Raw genomic sequence first — 15,814 nt, 5'->3', positions numbered from 1 at the left:
CGGGAGCGAGCCCGGGATCACCCGTAGGTGTCGCGCGGTCCGCGGCCGCGGATGTGGCGTTCGCCTTTCCGCCAGCTCGGAGCCGTCGGGCCGGTGATCCGCAGTTCCTTGACCACCCCGTGCCCCACGGCCGCGGCGATCTTGGCGAGAATCTGCGATTGCATCATCCGCAGCTGGGTCGCCCAGGCGGTCGACTCGGCCGAGACGTGCAGGATCCCGTCGCGCAGTGTGGTCGGCTGGGCATGGCTCGCGATGTCGTCGCCGACGACCCGCGCCCAGCTTCCCATGACGGTGCCCTCGGACACGTGCGCCGACCAGCCCCGCTGTTTGGACAGCGACTGCGCGAGCGAACCGAGGGTCTGGGGATCGCGGTCGTCCGGCCCGGGTCCCGACCAGCCACGACGTCGGCGTTTCGGGCGCAGCGGCCCGCGCGACGCGCGTCCCTGGCCGACGGCCTTACCGCTCGCCTTGGCGGCAGCTCGAGCCTCCTCGAGCGCGCGGCGGGCCAGATCGATGCCCTTCGGCTCCGGCTCGTCCGCGCTGCGCTCCGGCCCGGCACCGCGTTCGGGACCTGCTTGTTCGTCGTTCATCCGACCTCCCCGGTGAGCGGGTCCGTCTCCCGTTGCACCGATCCCAGCACAGAGATACGACCTTCTTCGGTGTCCTCGGCATGCACGGGGTATCGGGCGCCGTTCAGTTCGGCCGGCACGTCCTCCGGCACGGCCGCCGTGATCAGCACCTGTTCGGCCGTCGCGGCGACCTCGGCGAGGGCGGAGCGGCGCCGTCGGTCGAGTTCGGCGAAGACGTCGTCGAGCATGAGAACGGGATCGGTGCCGTCGGTGCGGAGCAGGGCGAATGCCCCGAGCCGCAGTGCGAGCGCGAACGACCACGATTCGCCGTGGCTCGCATAGCCTTTCGCGGGTTCGGCACCGAGCGTCAGGTCGAGATCGTCGCGGTGGGGTCCGACGAGGCAGACGCCGCGTTCGATCTCCTTCGACCGCACCTCCGCGAGGCGGTGGAGGAAGACGGTCTCGAGAAACTCCCGGTCGTCGGGCGCGGGCGTGCGGGCCGGGTCGGAGAACTCCGGCGGCAGCGCGTCGGCCAGGCTGCTGCGATAACGCAGGCTCGCCGGACGCGACTCGGGTGCGATCGACCGGTACGCCTCGGACACGTGCGGGGCCAGTTCGTGCAGCAACGCGATGCGCGCGGCGAGCAGCTCGGCTCCGTGGGCCGCGAGATGACCGTCCCACACGTCGAGGGTCGCCAGAGCGCCCGCCCCGTCGCTCGAGCGACTCCCTCGCCGCAGTGCTCCCCCCGCGGTCTTGAGCAGGGCGGATCGCTGGCGCAGCACCTTGTCGTAGTCGGCCCGAACCCCGCTCATCCGCGGGAAACGCGTGCTGAGCAGTTCATCGAGGAACCGCCGGCGATCACCCGGGTCGCCGCGCACGAGCGACAGATCCTCCGGGGCGAAGAGCACCGTGCGGAGGATGCCGAGGATCTCTCGAGGACGCCGGGCGGGCGACTGATTGATCCGCGCCCGGTTCTGCTTGGCCTCGTTGATCTCGATGTCGATACCGAGCTCACGACCGTTGTTGACGACCAGCGCCCCGGCGAACGCCCGCGACGTGCCGGCCCGCAGCAGCGGGCCGTCGGAGGACACCCGGTGCGACGACAGCGTCGACAGATATCCGAGGGCCTCGAGCAGATTGGTCTTCCCGTGTCCGTTGCGCCCGACGAAGACCGTCGCCCCCGGAGTGAGGTCGACGGAAACCGTTCTCCACGAACGGAAGTCGCGCAGCGAGAAGGTGCGAACGTACACGGGGGTCCAGTCTCGGGGCCGGTCAGCCCGGCAGGCGCACCGGCATCAGAAGATAGGTGTAATCGCTGTCCGGAGCGGCGAACGTACCCGAGGAATCCGGCACGGGCTCCTCGTCGAGCGCCGGCCGCAGCACGGCCGGACGACTCGAAGTGGTGAACCCGAACGAGACCTTGTCGGTGTGCAGCGACGTCAGACCGTCGAGCAGGTAGCCGGGGTTGAACGCGATGATCAGCGGCTCACCGAAGAACTCCGCGGGATGCGATTCCTCGGCGCGGCCGGCGTCGTCGCCACCGGCGGACAGCATCACGCTGCCCTCGGTGAACTCGAGTCGGACCTGCGCACCGCGCTCGGCGACCAGCGCGACACGCTTGATCGCGTCGACCAACGGTGCGATTTCGACGGTCGCCATCGCGGTGTGCTCGTTGGGGAGCAACTGGCGGAACTTGGGGAATTCGGCGTCGAGCAGGCGCGTGGTGGTGCGGCGACCTTCGGCGACGATGCCGAGCAGGCCCTCGGCGCCCACCGACGACCCGCTGCCGAGCGCGAGCTGGACCGGGGAGTTGGACGACCCGCCAACAGTTTTCGCGGCCTCGGAGAGGGTCTTTGCGGGCACGAGCACGGCCGAGCTGGTGGACTCCGCGGTGGGCATCCACTCGAGCTTGCGCACTGCGAGACGGAAACGGTCGGTGGCAGCGAGCACCATGTCGGTGCCCTCGATCTCGACTCGGATGCCCGTGAGCATGGGAAGCGTGTCGTCCTTGCCGGCGGCGACGGCGACCTGGCTGATGGCCTCGGCGAACAGATCGCCGGAGAGTGCACCGGTCTGCTGCGGGAGCGCGGGCAGCTGCGGGTAGTCCTCCACAGGCATGGTGGGGAGCGAGAACTTGGCGCTACCGCACGTGATGAGCACACGGGTGCCGTCGAGCACGACATCCACAGGCTTGTGGGGCAACGCGCGGGGGATGTCGGCGAGCAGCTTGCCGGACACCAGCACCTGACCGGGGGTGATGACCTCGGCCGAGACGTGGACCTGCGCGGATACCTCGTAATCGAAGCCCGAGACCGTCAGCCCGCGTTCGTCCGCTCCGAGTAGGACACCGCCCAGGACGGGAAGGGGGGGTCGCGACGGAAGGCTTCGGGCAACCCATGCAACGGAATCAGCGAAGTCCTCGCGAGGCACACGAAACTTCATACTTCCCAGCTCCATCGCCCGGTGGATCCCTTCGATCGTGGTCTCGACAAGTCTACGAAGTCTGTCACAGAACCCCGACACCGATGAGAGCGGAGCCGGGGGATGCGGGTCCACGTTATGCCTTCCCTCGCTGCTTGGAAAGCCGGGAGGCTCGAGGCGTGAGCCTCATTCGAGGGCCTGTGGACCGACGCTCTCCACACACCTGTTTTGAAAGAAGATTTCTGAAGAGAACTCACAGAAGTAGTAATAGGGCCTGTGGAATCTGTGGACGAACGACCGTCTAGGCTGGTGGGGCAACGTTCTCGAGGGCGTCGAACTCGAGGATGAACTCGAGGAGTTCTCGAGGATGAATGTGGATTCCTCGAGACTGTTCATTCTTTGTCCACCGTTCGTCCACAAAGATCCCACGTTCTGCACACCCTTGTCCACAGGTGTGGGGACCGGAAATTTCTCGAGATACGGGACAGGGAGCGCCCTGTGGACGCTCCCTGTGGATGGAAACTCGAGGCTTGAGGAATCAGCGCTTGGACCGCTGTTTGATACGCGCGGTGAGCTCCTGAACCTGGTCGTAGACCTTGCGACGCTCGGTCATCTCCTTGCGAATCTTCTTGTCCGCGTACATGACTGTGGTGTGGTCGCGACCGAAGGTCTGCCCGATCTTCGGCAGCGACAGGTCGGTGAGCTCGCGGCACAGATACATCGCGATCTGGCGGGCCTGCGCCAGCGGCCGTGCCTTTCCGGGCCCGCACAGGTCGTCTATCGACGTCCCGAAGTACTCCGCGGTCACAGCCATGATCGTGGCGGCATTGATCTCGAGAGCCGAGGAATCCGGCATCAGATCACGCAGCACGACCTCGGCGAGGGTGAGATCGAGCGGCTGCCTGTTGAGCGACGCGAAGGCCGTCACACGGATCAGGGCACCCTCGAGTTCGCGGATATTGCGTTCGATCCGGCTCGCGATCAGCTCGAGCACGTCGTGCGGCACGTTCAGACCGTCCATGCGTGCTTTCTTCGACAGGATCGCGATGCGCGTCTCGAGTTCGGGAGGCTGGACGTCGGTGATCAGTCCCCACTCGAACCGGGTCCGCAGTCGTTCCTCGAGCGTCGCGAGCTGCTTGGGCGGCCGGTCGGACGAGACGACGATCTGCTTGTTGGCGTTGTGGAGGGTGTTGAAAGTGTGGAAGAACTCCTCCTGGATGCCTTCCTTGCCCTCGATGAACTGGATGTCGTCGACGAGGAGGATGTCGGTCTCGCGGTAGCGCCGCTTGAACGCGACCTTGCGGTCGTCGCGGAGGCTGTTGATGAAGTCGTTGGTGAACTCCTCGGTGGAGACGTACTTCACCCGCATGCCCGGGAAGAGGCGCTGTGCATAGTGGCCGGCGGCGTGCAGCAGATGGGTCTTCCCCAGGCCCGAGGCGCCCCAGATGAACAGGGGGTTGTAGGCGCGCGCCGGTGCCTCGGCGATGGCCACCGCCGCGGCGTGCGCGAACCGGTTCGACGCACCGATCACGAAGGTGTCGAAGGTGTACTTCGCGTTGAGGCTGCTGCTGCCGATGGGCGGCGTCTCGGGCGGCGGGGGCTGGGTGAAATAGGACGGCCACGACTCGCGGACGGCGGTCATCGCCTCCCGGTCGTCGTCGACCTCCTCGAGTTCGCCGTGGTCGGCCTCGAGCATGTCGTGCTCGCGCGAGGAGATCAGGCGTCGCCGATAGGCCGCACCCTCACCGGGAAGCATGCCGTCCCGGGTGAATCCCCCGTCCATCGGCCCGACGCCGTCCCTGGCCACAGCCCCGTCCCGCGCGCCGGCGACATCCCGGGGCATCGGAGGGTCGCGACGCAGATCACGGCTGCGGGGCTCTGCCGTGCGCAGATCACGGCTGCGGGGCTCTGCCGTGCGCGGGTCACGGCTGCGGGGCTCTGCCGTGCGCGGGTCACGGCTGCGGGGCTCTGCCGTGCGCGGGTCACGGCTGCGGGGCTCTGCCGTGCGCGGGTCACGGCTGCGGGGCTCTGCCGTGCGCGGATTCACAGGCTGTGCATCTTCCGGCAGACCCTCGAGGGGCAGCGTGTCGCGGGGTTCGGCGTAGGGATCCTCGGCGGGGTCGTCCATGCGTTCCCGCGGTTCGACACGCACACCGAGACCCTCGACCCGGTGACCGAGGTGCCGGTTGAGGGTGCGGAGGATGGGTTCGCGCAGATCGCGTTCGATCGATTGCTGGGCGAGGGTGGACGGCACCGAGAGCAGCGCGAATCCCTGTGCGAGCGTGATCGGTTTTACCAGCGCGAGCCATGCCTTCTGGCTCTTCGTCAGCATTCCGTCGTCGATGGTCAGCTCGGATACGACGTCCGTCCACACATCGGCCAGCGCGTTCGGCTCGTCGCTCACGCAGCTTCCCTCCCTTTGGTCACCGGTTTTCCACACGATTATCCACAGGTGTGGACAACCGGGGGAATCACCCGGTTGATGTGTGGATGGGAGGTGTGTATTCGCTCGGCGGGGCTCGTGGGCCCGGGCGGTCTGCGAGGATCAGTGTGACACACGGTGCGACGCGGTCCGACTCCGTGTTCGGTGAACGCGCCCGGAGAAGCTGCGCGACGACGCCCGAAGAGGCGCGGGGCAGCAGGCCGTCACCGGCCGGCACATCGTCGTCGAACGGAGCGAGACGCGGGACTGCACAGGTAGTCGCGATGCGCCGTCGAAGACATGGCCCAAAGCGTACCCGAGCTGTGCTCCGGATCACATATCTTCTCGGCGAGTAGTTTTCGCCGAACAGGTCCGGCGTGTCGCGTTGATCGGCGCTGTTCGTCGCGGTTTGATTTCGCGCCCGCGTCCGAGTAGCCTCGAACAGTCACTCATACCGAGGTGACGGGTTCGTCCGGCTCGAGTCGAGCAATACGAATCCTGCGAATTCACGTACACGTTGGACGACGGTGCTTGCCGCGCCGTCGCAGAATTATCGAGGAGTGTCGACCGTGGCCAAGGGCAAGCGGACGTTCCAGCCGAACAACCGACGCCGCGCGCGCGTTCACGGCTTCCGTCTCCGGATGCGCACCCGTGCGGGTCGCGCGATCGTTTCGGCGCGTCGCCGTAAGGGCCGCGCTTCTCTCACCGCCTGATTCCCTAACGGGAGCTCGGGGTGCTACCTGAGCCGTATCGACTGCGGCGCCACTCGGATTTCTCGGATACCGTCCGCCGAGGGCGTCGTCAGGGGCGGCGGGATCTGGTGGTTCACGTTCTCGAACGCGATCGCACCGAGTCCTTGGTGAGTGTCGGCGGTCCGCGTTTCGGACTGGTCGTGAGCAAGGCTGTCGGGCCGGCGGGGATTCGACATCGAGTCGCACGCCGGCTTCGTCATATCTGTGCAGGTCTCGTCGAGGCTCTGCCCTCCGAGACCGACATCGTGCTGCGCGCACTACCCGGCGCTGCCATCGCGGATTCCCGTGAGCTCGACAAGCAGGTGCGGTCGGGTCTCACCCGCCTCGGACTGCTCGACGCCGGTGCTTCCGCCTCGCATGGGAGTGCTCGCGCATGACCGAGCCCGAGCGGAGGTCGTGGTGGCGGTCCCTGCGGTCCGCCCCGGCCCGGGCATTGATCTTCTGTATCGAGCTCTATCGCACCTATGTGTCGCCCACACGGATGCCGACCTGTCGATTCACCCCGACTTGTAGCGAGTACGCCGTGGAGGCGCTGCGCACGCGGGGTGTCGTCGTCGGTGTGGTCCTGGCATCGGTGAGACTGCTCAAGTGTGGCCCCTGGCACCCTGGTGGGTGGGATCCGGTACCCGAACGGAAACATCGGTCGTCCCCAGTGGGTACCTGACCGGAGCCGAGACCCGAGACCGACGCCTCTTCGTGGCGATCATGGACGACCAGAGGAGTACATAGAGCCGTGCTCGACTTCATCTACTATCCCGTGTCCTGGATCCTCTGGGTCTGGCACAAAGTCTTCGCCGCGATCCCGTTCCTAGGACCGGACAGCGGTTGGACCTGGGCGCTGTCGGTGGTGTTCCTCGTGTTCACCCTGCGCGCGATTCTCTACAAGCCTTTCGTCAAGCAGGTTCGCACGACCCGCCAGATGCAGGAGCTGCAGCCGCAGATCAAGGCACTTCAGAAGAAGTACGCCAAGGACCGGCAGCGCCAGGCACTCGAGATGCAGAAGCTCCAGAAGGAGCACGGCTTCAATCCGTTGATGGGCTGTCTGCCCGTTCTGCTGCAGGTCCCGGTCTTCATCGGCTTGTTCCACGTGCTGCGCTCGTTCAACCGCACGGGTACCGGCTTCGGCCAGCTCGGGCTGACTCCGGAGGAGAACGCGCAGATCGGCAACTATGCGTTCAGCCCGGAGGACGTCCAGTCGTTCCTGAGCGCCCGCCTGTTCGGTGCTCCGATTTCGTCGTGGATCACGCAGCCGATGGCGTCGCTCGAGGCGTTCGAGCCTTTCGGCGGCATTCCGACGCGCTGGCAAATTGCCGCCGTCGCGGTGCCGCTCATGATCGTCGCCGGCGTCGCCACGCACTTCAACGCTCGTGCCTCGGTCTCCCGCCAGAGCGCGCAGGCCGCCGCGAACCCGCAGGCCGCGATCATGAACAAGCTGGCTCTGTACGTCTTCCCACTCGGTGTGCTCGTCGGTGGTCCGTTCCTGCCGATCGCCGTCATCATCTACTGGGTCAGCAACAACATCTGGACCTACGGACAGCAGCACCTCGTCTTCCGCCGTATCGACAAGGAGGAAGAGGAGAAGAAGGCTGCGGCTCTGGCCCGCCGGAACGAGAACGCACCGAAGCCGGGTGCTCGCCCCGACAAGTCCAAGAAGAAAGGCTCGGCCGCAGCGTCCGACGCCGTCGATGCCACGGTCGACGAGACCGGCGAGGTGTCGCTGCAGAAGGACGCCGCGGCCGGCGACGGCTCGCCTGCGGCTTCGAAGTCCGGTGCGTCCGCTCCCAAGCCGGGTAGCCGACCCAAGAACTCCAAGCGCAAGCGGCGCTGACCGAAGTAGAAGAGAGCTGAATATGGCCAGTGACCTGGACAAGGTGGAAGAGGACCTCGCGGTGGCACCCGAGGAGCGCGACACTGCGGCGGACGCCGATCTCGATGACGACTACCTCATCGAAGAAGGCGAGATCGCCGGCGACTACCTGGAGCAGTTGCTCGACGTTCTCGATTTCGACGGTGACATCGACCTCGACGTCGAGGGCGACCGCGCGGTCGTGAGCATCGACGGCGGTAAGGATCTGACCAAGCTGGTGGGTCGCAACGGTGAGGTTCTCGACGCTCTGCAGGAGCTCACCCGTCTCGCCGTGCAGCAGGCGACCGGCGAGCGCAGCAAGCTCATGCTCGACATCGCCGGGTGGCGTGCAGGCAAGCGTGCCGAGCTCTCATCGCTCGGCGCGTCGGCCGCGAAGCGCGTGCTCGAGACCAGCAAGCGCGAAGAGCTCGAGCCGATGACGCCGTTCGAGCGCAAGATCGTGCACGACGCCGTCGCGAAGATCGACGGTGTGTCCAGCGAGAGCGAGGGTGCGGAACCGCACCGCCGTGTGGTGATCGTCAAGGATTGAGTCGGCCGTGCCGACCGAAGAGGGACTCTGCGTCGTCAGAGTCCCTCTTCGCCTTTTCGTAACTGATGCTGTGGGTCCCGATGTTGTTTCGGGTGAGCCGACAGGAAAGGATGTTTCACGTGGAACAGCACGAGGCGGAACTGTCGGCGGTCGCGCAGCGGGTCTTCGGGGATCGGACCGAACTTGCCGAGCGGTACCACCATTCGTTGTCGACGGCAGGTGTCGAGCGGGGGCTCATCGGGCCGCGTGAGGTGCCGCGCCTGTGGGAACGACACATTCTCAACTGCGCCGTGGTGGGCGAACTCATCCAGGAGGGTGAGACAGTCGTCGACGTGGGCAGCGGTGCCGGTCTGCCGGGTATTCCTCTCGCACTTGCCCGTCCCGACCTCCAGGTCACGCTCGTCGAGCCGCTTCTGCGCCGCACCGTCTATCTGGCGGAGTTCGTCGAATCCCACGGGATCGAGAACATTCTCGTGGTCCGTGGCCGTGCTGAGCAGCCGAGCGTCCTCCAGGAGGCGGGCGGCGCAGACGTCGTGACTTCCCGTGCCGTCGCACCTCTCGCCAAGCTCGCCAAGTGGTCGCTCCCCCTCGTCCACGAGGGAGGCCGGATGCTGGCGTTGAAGGGTTCGTCCGCTCGAGAAGAGATCGACCGCGATCACGACGAACTCGCTCGCCTCGGTGCCGGCAATCTCGAGGTGCTCGAGTGCGGAGGCAATCTCCTTCCGACACCGACGATCGTCGTGAAGGCCGAGCGGATTCCGCGGCCGGCGCGGCGTCGCAAGAAGCGCTGAGCGAATCGCCTGGCGCGACGATCGCCCCGACACCCTCCCCTCCCCTACCGGGTCGGGAGGGTGTTGCCGTTTCCGAGACATTCTTTCCGACTCGAGGAATCTACTCGAGTACATTACCGGTGCAAAACGGTTGTTTCGGACGTTGTCACACCAGACCCGATCACCCCATGACGTTTCGTCACTGTGATGTTTCAGATTCCCTGAAATGTGCTTATTAAACGAATTATCTTCGTGTGCACTACGATTGAAACTCACTAATGTGAATAGTATTGCGGACCAAAGCATTTCAGTCTGGGTGTTCGCGGTTCTCGGGCCCACTCGTGTGGGTCGGGATTGTTTCACGTGAACCCACCGAGCCGCTCCTCCGCCTGTTTCACGTGAAACAACTCCGCTCCCCGTTTCACGTGAAACGTCACCCGGCCATGTCGCCGACGGAACCTAGAATGCGGATGGGATACTGAACCGACTGAGAATGCGTGCGCGTGGTCGGAAGGCCGGCGACAGCTCCGGGCCCGGGACTCGCATTCTCCCTTCGGCGCCTCGACCCGGTCTTCGAAGTCGCGACCGGGAAGCGACGAGGATGTAGCGTGCGAACCGAGCGGATCTACGTGTAAGGAGTGTTCTATGACGGGTGGATCTGAATCCGCTGTTTCACGTGAAACCGGAGGCGCCGAGGACGACTTCTCCCCCGTACCCTTCGACGGTTTCTCCACCGTCGACACCCCGATCGGCGCGGCTGCTCATCGCGCCACCCAGGTCCTGCATCCGAGCGATGCCAACGCACTGCCCAAGCCGCGCGAGCGTCGCGTCTTCACGATCGCCAATCAGAAGGGCGGGGTCGGTAAGACCACCACGGCGGTGAACATCGCCTCCGCGCTCGCCGTGCAAGGATTGTCGGTCCTCGTGGTCGACCTCGATCCGCAGGGCAACGCGAGCACCGCCCTGGGCGTGCCGCACTATTCCGGTGTGCCCTCGAGCTACGAGATCCTCCTCGGCGAGATCAATGCCGCCGAGGCCGTGCAGCAGAGCCCGCACAACGAACGCCTCTTCTGTACCCCCGCCACGATCGATCTCGCCGGTGCCGAGATCGAACTCGTCTCGATGGTCGCGCGCGAGAACCGCCTCCGGAACGCCCTCACCAAGGAGGCGCTAGGCGACCGCGAGTTCGACTACGTGATCATCGACTGCCCGCCGTCGCTCGGTCTGCTCACGGTCAACGCGCTCGTCGCGGCGAAGGAAGTTCTCATACCCATCCAATGCGAGTACTACGCACTCGAAGGTGTCGGGCAGCTCCTGCGCAACATCGAGCTCGTCCAGTCGCACCTCAACCCCGAACTGCACGTCTCCACCGTCCTCCTGACGATGTACGACGGTCGCACCAAGCTGGCCGATCAGGTCGCCGCAGAGGTGCGTGCGCACTTCGGCAGCGCGGTGCTGCGTTCGGTCATTCCCCGCAGCGTGAAGGTTTCCGAAGCTCCCGGTTACGGGATGACCGTTCTCGACTACGATCCTGGATCGCGCGGCGCGATGAGCTACCTCGACGCCGGGCGCGAGTTGGCGGCACGCGGGGTACACGAGAATCAGGGGAACGGATGAGCGCGACACGTAAAGGCGGGCTCGGTCGAGGTCTGGCAGCGCTCATCCCCACCGGGCCCCCGGTGGATGCAGAGCAGAAGCCCACGGCCGCCCCGAGTTCCACTGCCGCCGCCCCCACGGCCACCGCTCCCACCGATACCGCTGCTCCGGCCGTTCCTGCGCCGGCCAAGTCCGCACCGGCCGCGGGTGAACCGTCGAAGCCTGCTTCGGGCGGACAGTCCAAGTCGGCTGCGTCGCGTCGCCCCGGCTCGTCGGTCCTGACCCTCCCGTCATCGGGTCTGGGTATGGCAGCCGCCGATCTCATCATCGGCGACGGCAGAACGCCGGCGCCCGCGTCCCCGGCGGAGCCTGTCGAGGACGACGCGGCACGGGCGTCCGGAGCGGCATCCGAAAGCGAACCCCTCCCCTCCCCCACCGGAGCGGTGTACCTCGAGATCCCGATCGACCGGATCGAGCCCAACCCGAAGCAGCCGCGGCAGGTCTTCGACGAGGAAGCGCTCGCCGAGCTCGTCCACTCCGTCCGCGAGTTCGGGCTCATGCAGCCGGTCGTGGTCCGCCGTCTCGAAGGCGACCGATTCCAGCTCGTGATGGGTGAGCGTCGCTGGCGTGCCGTCCAGGAGGCAGGCCTCGGCACGATCCCCGCGATCGTCCGCGACACCGAGGACGAATCGCTGTTGCGCGACGCGCTGCTCGAGAACATCCACCGGGTGCAGCTCAACCCCCTCGAAGAGGCCGCGGCCTATCAGCAGTTGCTCGAGGAGTTCGAGGTCACCCACGAGGAACTCGCGAGTCGGCTCGGACGGTCGCGGCCGGTCATCACGAACATGATCCGGCTGCTCAAATTGCCGGTCGCGGTGCAACGACGCGTGGCGGCCGGAGTGCTGTCGGCCGGGCACGCGCGTGCCTTGTTGGCGCTCGAGGCCGGTGCCGACGCTCAGGAGGCACTCGCCGCACGCATCGTCGCCGAGGGCCTGTCCGTGCGGGCGACGGAAGAAGCCGTCGTGCTCGCCAACCGCAACGACACCCCCGACGCTCCGCAGCAGAAGCGTCGGAAGCCCATCCAGATGCCGGGGCTGCAGGACGTCGCGGAGCGTCTGTCGAACTCCTTCGACACGCGCGTGACCGTGAGCCTCGGCAAGCGCAAGGGCAAGATCGTGGTGGAGTTCGGTTCGGTCGACGACCTCGAACGCATCGTGAAGATGATGGAGTCTCAGACCGACCTTTCTTGACTCCTCGTCGGAGCAAGACAACAGTCTGTAGACGAAAGACGTGGAGGCGAGCTATCCCGTGTCGACCCGAGTATCACCGCTCACGTTGAGTGGGATCGAGCAGTTGCCTGCTCATGCGCGACGGTGCGTTTTCTGGGAGCTGGATCCCACCTCATCGCCCGACGTTCAGCAATTCGCCGACCCCGAATTCGAGAAGGAAGCATGGCTGTCCATGGTCCTTCTCGAATGGGGGTCGTGCGGCCAGATCGCGACGATCGGCGACAAGGCCGCCGGGTGCGCGCTCTACGCTCCGCCGGGCATGGTTCCCCGCGCGCAGGCCTTCCCTACCGCGCCCGTCAGCGCCGACGCGATCCTGCTGACATCCATGCGGACCGAACCGCACGCGGACGAGCCGGATGTCGGAGCCGACCTCATCCGCGGTGTCGTCGCCGATCTCGTCCGTCGTAACGTCCGTGCCATCGAGGCCTTCGGGATCCGACGTACCGCCGACGTAGAAGCGAGCGATGTGCCGCACGCGACGGCCGCACTCGGGTGCTCCGACACGGAGTGCATGATCGACGCAGACTTCCTCGAGGACATGGGCTTCGAGGTCGTCGCCCCGCACTACCGCTACCCGCGGCTGCGTCTCGAGCTCGACCGCGACCACGAGTGGAAGTTCGCCGTGGAGGCCGCCCTCGATCGGCTCCTCGAGGAGTCCTCTCTCACCGTCGCGGATCTGACCGCAGGTTCGGCCGTCGGCGCCCACTGACGTACACCCGACACCGACGAAAAAGGACCGCCCCGCAGACTCTGCGAGGCGGTCCTTTTCTCGTCTACGGGCCTGCTAGCGACTGTCGGAGATGGACAACTCTTCGGCAAGCAACTCGGCGAAGGTGTACGTGCCGGTCGGCTGGTCGTCCTGGCCGAGCAGGTACAGCCGCTTCACCGCGATGAGGATCGCCTCGGCGATGATGTCGCGGCTGCGCGGATCGGCGAGCAGCGCGGCGTCCTGCTCGTTGGTGAGGTAACCGAGATCGATCTGCACCGTCGGCATGTTCGTCAGGCGCAGCAGATCCCAGGTGCGGCCGTGGCTGCGGCAGTCCTGCAGGCTCGTGCGGGCGACGATCTCGCGCTGGATGTAACCGGAGAGCACCTGTCCGATCATCGACTCGGACCCGTGCGAGTTACCGTAGTGGAAGCTCGCGATGCCGTTCGCGGCGGGGCTGTGGCTCGCGTCGCACCGCAGCGAGATCATGAGGTCGGCACCGAACGCGTTGGACGTGCCCGCGCGTTCGACGTCGGTCGGATTCACGTGGTACGGCCGCGACAGGAAGGTCTCCATGCCCGTCGCCGCCATCCGGCCCTCGAGCCGACGCGCAAGATCCCACAGGATGTCGGCCTCGGAGATCGGGCCGTGAGGGCTCGGCACGATGATGCCGTGGGTGTTACCGCCGAGACCCGGGTCGATGACGATGCGCTTGCCGCTGAGCTGCGGACCGGAGCGGCGCACGATTTCCTCCTCGGAGATCGCGTGGGGCGACCCGCCCGACACGCGCGTGCCGAGCAGTTCGAGCGAGCGCAGTGTCTCGGCACCGCAGATGCCGTCGGAGGCGAGTCCGATCTCGCGCTGAAAGGAGCACAGACCCTCGTGGGTCTTCGGCCCGAAGTAGCCGTCCACGCGGTCGACGTAGAAGCCGAGATCCTGCAGACGGGTCTGCAGGGCCGCGACATCGTCGCCGTAAAGCGGAGCGGAGAGCTGATACATCAGGGTGCGCGCACCGAGCTTGTACGACGCTTCCTTCAAGGAACGGTAGGTCGCGGGGCCTACGGTCCCGTCGACGAGCAGACCGCGCTGCTGCTGGAACGCGCGCACGGCTCCGTCGAGTTCACGATCGAAGCGGACGTCCGATCCCATCCAGTCGCCCGACTCCTCGGGCTCGTTGTGCAGGAAGCCCAGGCCGGCCAAGGTGCTCCGGATCTCGGCGACCGCCGGACCGTGGTCGCCGTGACGAAGAGGGCGCATGTATCGGGCCTTTCCGTGCTGACAGGATCGGTGCCCGGCGTGAGGGCTGGGCAGCATCGAACGGGAGTGGGATGAAGGATGTGCCCGTGAAGACGGGCTCACGGGCACATCCGAGAGGTTGATCCTGGGACGGTACTACAGGACGTCCGCGAGATCCCGAAGCAACGCCGCCTTGCCCTTGGCCCCCACGATCGTCTTCGTCGGCTTGCCACCGGAGAAGAGGATCATCGTGGGAATCGACATGACCTGGTAGTCGCGTGCGGCCGACGGATTGGCGTCGATGTCGAGCTTGGCGACGGTCAGCTTGTCGCCGTGTTCGGCTGCGATCTCCTCGAGAACCGGAGCGACCATCTTGCACGGACCGCACCAAGTGGCCCAGAAGTCGACGAGGACGGGCTTCTCGGACTGCAGTACGTCCTCGACGAACGACGAGTCGGTGATGGTGACGGTGTTCTTGTCGGCCACGGATGTCTCCTGAATCTCGGGGTGGAATGTGGAACGGGGTGGTGGATCAGGCCTCGGCGAGCGTCGGCGCCTCGACCTCGCGGTTCGCGACGAGCCACCGCTCCGCGTCGATGGACGCCGAGCATCCGGTGCCGGCGGCGGTGATCGCCTGGCGGTAGGTGTGGTCGACGAGGTCGCCCGCGGCGAAGACACCCGGCACGGAGGTCGCGGTGGACGGCGCCGAGACCTTCACGTAGCCCTCGTCGTCGAGGTCGACCTGACCCTTGACGAGCGAGCTGCGCGGGTCGTGGCCGACGGCGACGAACAAGCCGGTGACCGGCAGGGCGCTGCGCTCGCCGGTGACGGTGTCCTCGAGGACGAGGTTGGTGACGCTGTTCTCGCCCTGCACCTCGGCGACCTTCGCGTTGGTGACGAAGCGGATCTTCTCGTTGGCGCGGGGGCGCTCGAGCATGATCTTCGAGGCGCGGAACTCCTCGCGGCGGTGGATGAGGGTGACGCTGCGCGCGAAGCGCGTCAGGAAGGTCGCCTCCTCCATCGCGGAGTCGCCACCGCCGACGACGGCGATGTCCTGGTCGCGGAAGAAGAAGCCGTCGCAGGTCGCGCAGGCGGAAACGCCGCGGCCGAGCAGCTGCGACTCCCCGGGCACACCGAGGTAACGCGGCTCGGCGCCCATCGCGAGGATGACGGCGTGGCTGCGGTAGGTCTCGCCATTGGCGACGACCGTCTTGACCGGGCCCGTGAGGTCCATCTCGTCGACGTCCTCGGTGCGCAGATCGGCGCCGAAACGCAGTGCCTGCTCACGCATCTGGTCCATGAGCTCCGGGCCCATGATCCCGTCCTTGAAGCCCGGGAAGTTCTCGACCTCGGTGGTGGTCATGAGCTCGCCACCGAACTGCGTTCCCTCGAAGACGAGCGGGGTGAGTTCGGCGCGGGCCGCGTAGATGGCGGCGGTGTATCCGGCCGGTCCCGAACCGACGATGATGAGGTCGTGAATCGTGGGCGAGGTCGTCATGCGGCGGAGCCTTCCGGTTGGGTGAACGGGGGCGCGAGGACTGCGGGCGATCCGGCCGGAACCGGACGGCAGCCTACAGATACTGTCAACACCAGGGTAAACGGTGTTGTTCCCCTTCCGCCGTGCGTCCCGCCACAGACGCCCTGTACGGACCGGCCG

General features: G+C 66.5%; 16 protein-coding genes. 9 read left to right on the top strand and 7 right to left on the bottom strand.

The window, feature by feature from the left end:
- Positions 1 to 17 precede the first annotated feature (17 nt).
- The 4 genes from IM25_RS06400 to dnaA form a co-directional block, all read right to left on the bottom strand.
- A complete protein-coding gene (locus IM25_RS06400; RefSeq protein WP_019290471.1) occupies positions 18 to 590 on the bottom strand; it encodes a DUF721 family protein in 573 nt (190 codons plus the stop codon).
- On the bottom strand, positions 587 to 1,819 hold the full coding sequence (gene recF, locus IM25_RS06395; protein WP_006550913.1) for a DNA replication/repair protein RecF: 1,233 nt from the start codon (positions 1,817 to 1,819) through the stop codon (positions 587 to 589). The genes IM25_RS06400 and recF overlap by 4 nt, the downstream gene beginning before the upstream one ends.
- 22 nt (positions 1,820 to 1,841) lie before the next feature.
- Positions 1,842 to 3,026, bottom strand: a complete 1,185-nt coding sequence (dnaN, locus tag IM25_RS06390) for a DNA polymerase III subunit beta (protein WP_065995879.1) — start codon at positions 3,024 to 3,026, stop codon at positions 1,842 to 1,844.
- Positions 3,027 to 3,528: 502 nt separating this feature from the next.
- Complete coding sequence (gene dnaA / locus IM25_RS06385) at positions 3,529 to 5,394, bottom strand: chromosomal replication initiator protein DnaA (RefSeq protein WP_065995878.1); 1,866 nt, start codon at positions 5,392 to 5,394, stop codon at positions 3,529 to 3,531.
- Between the two features lie 587 nt (positions 5,395 to 5,981).
- Here dnaA and rpmH point away from each other — a divergent pair.
- The 9 genes from rpmH (at position 5,982) to IM25_RS06345 (ending at position 12,924) form a co-directional block, all read left to right on the top strand.
- Entirely contained in the window at positions 5,982 to 6,125 is a 144-nt protein-coding gene (gene rpmH / locus IM25_RS06380; protein WP_006550910.1) for a 50S ribosomal protein L34, read from the top strand.
- A gap of 20 nt (positions 6,126 to 6,145) precedes the next feature.
- The gene (rnpA, locus tag IM25_RS06375) at positions 6,146 to 6,541 is read left to right on the top strand and encodes a ribonuclease P protein component (protein ID WP_084294969.1); all 396 of its coding nucleotides are present in this window, start codon (positions 6,146 to 6,148) and stop codon (positions 6,539 to 6,541) included.
- Positions 6,538 to 6,828, top strand: coding sequence for a membrane protein insertion efficiency factor YidD (yidD, locus tag IM25_RS25325; protein ID WP_084294968.1), 291 nt, complete (start codon positions 6,538 to 6,540; stop codon positions 6,826 to 6,828). The genes rnpA and yidD overlap by 4 nt, the downstream gene beginning before the upstream one ends.
- A gap of 69 nt (positions 6,829 to 6,897) precedes the next feature.
- Positions 6,898 to 7,992 carry a membrane protein insertase YidC gene (yidC, locus tag IM25_RS06370; protein WP_006550907.1) on the top strand — a complete coding sequence of 365 codons (1,095 nt, stop codon included), beginning with the start codon at positions 6,898 to 6,900 and terminating at the stop codon, positions 7,990 to 7,992.
- Positions 7,993 to 8,014: 22 nt separating this feature from the next.
- Positions 8,015 to 8,560 (top strand): Jag family protein, encoded by a 546-nt coding sequence (locus tag IM25_RS06365; protein ID WP_006550906.1) that lies wholly within the window; start codon positions 8,015 to 8,017, stop codon positions 8,558 to 8,560.
- Between the two features lie 110 nt (positions 8,561 to 8,670).
- Positions 8,671 to 9,351, top strand: coding sequence for a 16S rRNA (guanine(527)-N(7))-methyltransferase RsmG (gene rsmG, locus IM25_RS06360; RefSeq protein WP_033098073.1), 681 nt, complete (start codon positions 8,671 to 8,673; stop codon positions 9,349 to 9,351).
- A gap of 624 nt (positions 9,352 to 9,975) precedes the next feature.
- Entirely contained in the window at positions 9,976 to 10,947 is a 972-nt protein-coding gene (locus IM25_RS06355) for a ParA family protein (RefSeq protein ID WP_065995877.1), read from the top strand.
- Positions 10,944 to 12,176 (top strand): ParB/RepB/Spo0J family partition protein, encoded by a 1,233-nt coding sequence (locus IM25_RS06350; protein WP_157126930.1) that lies wholly within the window; start codon positions 10,944 to 10,946, stop codon positions 12,174 to 12,176. The genes IM25_RS06355 and IM25_RS06350 overlap by 4 nt, the downstream gene beginning before the upstream one ends.
- A gap of 58 nt (positions 12,177 to 12,234) precedes the next feature.
- A complete protein-coding gene (locus IM25_RS06345) occupies positions 12,235 to 12,924 on the top strand; it encodes a hypothetical protein (RefSeq protein ID WP_033098129.1) in 690 nt (229 codons plus the stop codon).
- Positions 12,925 to 12,999: 75 nt separating this feature from the next.
- Here IM25_RS06345 and IM25_RS06340 read toward each other — a convergent pair whose 3' ends face one another.
- The 3 genes from IM25_RS06340 to trxB form a co-directional block, all read right to left on the bottom strand.
- Positions 13,000 to 14,178 carry an N-acetylmuramoyl-L-alanine amidase gene (locus tag IM25_RS06340; RefSeq protein WP_006550901.1) on the bottom strand — a complete coding sequence of 393 codons (1,179 nt, stop codon included), beginning with the start codon at positions 14,176 to 14,178 and terminating at the stop codon, positions 13,000 to 13,002.
- Positions 14,179 to 14,313: 135 nt separating this feature from the next.
- A complete protein-coding gene (gene trxA, locus IM25_RS06335) occupies positions 14,314 to 14,643 on the bottom strand; it encodes a thioredoxin (RefSeq protein ID WP_006550900.1) in 330 nt (109 codons plus the stop codon).
- A 46-nt stretch (positions 14,644 to 14,689) separates the two neighbouring features.
- Positions 14,690 to 15,655, bottom strand: a complete 966-nt coding sequence (trxB, locus tag IM25_RS06330) for a thioredoxin-disulfide reductase (RefSeq protein WP_065995876.1) — start codon at positions 15,653 to 15,655, stop codon at positions 14,690 to 14,692.
- Positions 15,656 to 15,814: the final 159 nt, after the last annotated feature.

This window comes from Rhodococcus sp. p52 (assembly GCF_000763325.2).
Lineage (GTDB): Bacteria > Actinomycetota > Actinomycetes > Mycobacteriales > Mycobacteriaceae > Rhodococcus > Rhodococcus pyridinivorans.
Note: the sequence above shows the minus strand (reverse complement) of the source record. Positions and strands in the feature narration are given on the sequence as shown.

What these genes read in the sequence shown, in the direction of transcription:
- dnaN (WP_065995879.1), bottom strand. Translation starts at nt 3,026, where the DNA reads ATGGAGCTGGGAAGTATGAAGTTTCGTGTGCCTCGCGAGGACTTCGCT.
- IM25_RS06355 (WP_065995877.1), top strand. Translation starts at nt 9,976, where the DNA reads ATGACGGGTGGATCTGAATCCGCTGTTTCACGTGAAACCGGAGGCGCC.
- IM25_RS06350 (WP_157126930.1), top strand. Translation starts at nt 10,944, where the DNA reads ATGAGCGCGACACGTAAAGGCGGGCTCGGTCGAGGTCTGGCAGCGCTC.
- rsmG (WP_033098073.1), top strand. Translation starts at nt 8,671, where the DNA reads ATGTTTCACGTGGAACAGCACGAGGCGGAACTGTCGGCGGTCGCGCAG.
- IM25_RS06400 (WP_019290471.1), bottom strand. Translation starts at nt 590, where the DNA reads ATGAACGACGAACAAGCAGGTCCCGAACGCGGTGCCGGGCCGGAGCGC.
- yidD (WP_084294968.1), top strand. Translation starts at nt 6,538, where the DNA reads ATGACCGAGCCCGAGCGGAGGTCGTGGTGGCGGTCCCTGCGGTCCGCC.
- IM25_RS06340 (WP_006550901.1), bottom strand. Translation starts at nt 14,178, where the DNA reads ATGCGCCCTCTTCGTCACGGCGACCACGGTCCGGCGGTCGCCGAGATC.
- IM25_RS06365 (WP_006550906.1), top strand. Translation starts at nt 8,015, where the DNA reads ATGGCCAGTGACCTGGACAAGGTGGAAGAGGACCTCGCGGTGGCACCC.
- trxB (WP_065995876.1), bottom strand. Translation starts at nt 15,655, where the DNA reads ATGACGACCTCGCCCACGATTCACGACCTCATCATCGTCGGTTCGGGA.